Here is a 1,890-nt window from a genome sequence, read left to right on the forward strand (position 1 = left end):
TGCAGACCTTTCGTCATGGCCTCCTACCTTTCTTTCGGGCCCTTGTCAGGGCCGATTCGTTAGCGCCCCTCCGTGTGAGGCGTTATTGCTGACGACATATTTATATCCAAAATCAGCCCATACTTCCACCTTGCCCCCGAACGGTTTTTTATGAGGGGTGAACGGCATACACATATACTTCACGCATGGCACACTTTGACTTAATAAAGTGTATTTACGTGCTTAAATGCTTTTTTAACCGGAAATCCCATTGGAACTAATCTTTGTTAAACCACCCTCAATTTGCATATTTCACGCAAGGGTATGAATAGAATTCGCAATTCTTGCTGCCTCTCAACCATTTTGATTTTTATTCAGAAAAAAGTTCGTCCTATTCATTTTTAGCAACCAGACTACCGTTTACCAGACGCTGGGTACCGTTCGCCGGAAGCTCAGTATAAGGCCCAGCGGATATCAGCTTGCCGTACGGCCTCATTTGTAACAACTTGACTTCTCGGTATAAAAAACAGACCCGCCCCCTCATGGGAAACGGGTCTGTTATCGATTATCGTCGGCCAATTTGAATACGGACTTCGAAGGAAGTCGTGATCCTAGCGATCGAACTCGGCCAGCGCCTCACCCAGAAGCCTCAGGCCCTCGCGAAGAACGTCCTCGCTCGCGCAGTAGCCCAGGCGTGCACCGCAGGGAAGCTCAAAGCGGCTGCCGGGAACCAGCAGCACTCCCCTCTCGGCCAACAGGCGCTTGCAGAAATCTTCGTCGTCCTCGGGGATATCCAGCTGGATAAACGAGGTGGACACGCCCTGCGGGGCCGTCCAGGACACGCGATGCTGTGTATCGATCCAGGCCTGCGCGATATCACGGTTGCCAAACACGATCTTGCGGTTGCGCTCGAGAATCTTGTCCTTATGCTCGAGCACGTAGGTCGCCAGGGCGTCGTTGAACACGCCACCGCAGATCATGGTGTAGTCGCGATACGTGCGGATGCGGTTGGATACCTCTTCATCGGTCACGACCCAGCCCACGCGGGCAGCAGGCGTCGAATAGGTCTTGGACACCGAGTTGGTGACAATGGCCTTCTCGTACACGTCGGCCATCGACATAAAGGACTCGGTGTTCTCGAGCGGCAGATACACCTCGTCGCACAGCACGTAGGCACCCACCGAACGCGCAATCTCCGCAATCTGGCCGAGCGTATCGGCATCGAGCACCGTACCGATGGGGTTCGATGCGTTATTGATGCAGATGAGCTTGGTGTTGGGGCGCACCAAGCGCTTGAGCTCATCGATATCGGGCTTCCAACCGAGCTCCTCGCGAAGCTCCCAATACTCGACCTCGGCACCCAGCGTACGCGGAATCTCGTAGAGCGGCGCATAGGTAGGCCACTCGGCAATCACGTGATCGCCGGGCTCCACAACGGCCATGATGGCGTTGAGGTTGGCGCCCGTGCAGCCATTGGTCTGCAGAATGTGATCGGGATTGACATCGCGACGATACAGCTTGGCGACCTCGGCCTTAAATTCCGGCGATCCCTCGATCCAGCCGTAGTTCATCTTCTCGCGATCCAGGCGCTCGTAGAACGTGGCGCCGTCCTGCTCGTCCAGTGCGCGAAGCTCGCCCATGGTCAGCGACGAGATCGTCGACTGAGCGATATCCCAGGTAGCACTCTTCTCCCAAACGTTGAGCCATTCCTCAACACCGATTGGCTTGATATCCATGGCCACCTTATCTGATCTTCATTTAGCGTCATTAAACATGAATGGGGCGGTGCGAAAGATCCGCACCGCCCCAATGGGAGACATCTAATGGCAGCTAGATGTTTGTAGTAAGACCTGTACGGGTCTTTGAAAACCTTAGAGGTCCTCGCGCCAGAAGGGCATGCTCATGCAGCGC

At 54.8% G+C, this 1,890-nt stretch carries 1 protein-coding gene; it reads right to left on the reverse strand.

Annotated features, from left to right (window positions below):
• Positions 1-590: 590 nt before the first annotated feature.
• Positions 591-1,715, reverse strand: a complete 1,125-nt coding sequence (locus DW821_RS10055; protein WP_118066738.1) for an aminotransferase — start codon at positions 1,713-1,715, stop codon at positions 591-593.
• Positions 1,716-1,890: the final 175 nt, after the last annotated feature.

This window comes from Collinsella sp. AM33-4BH, from assembly GCF_003469205.1.
Classification (GTDB): domain Bacteria; phylum Actinomycetota; class Coriobacteriia; order Coriobacteriales; family Coriobacteriaceae; genus Collinsella.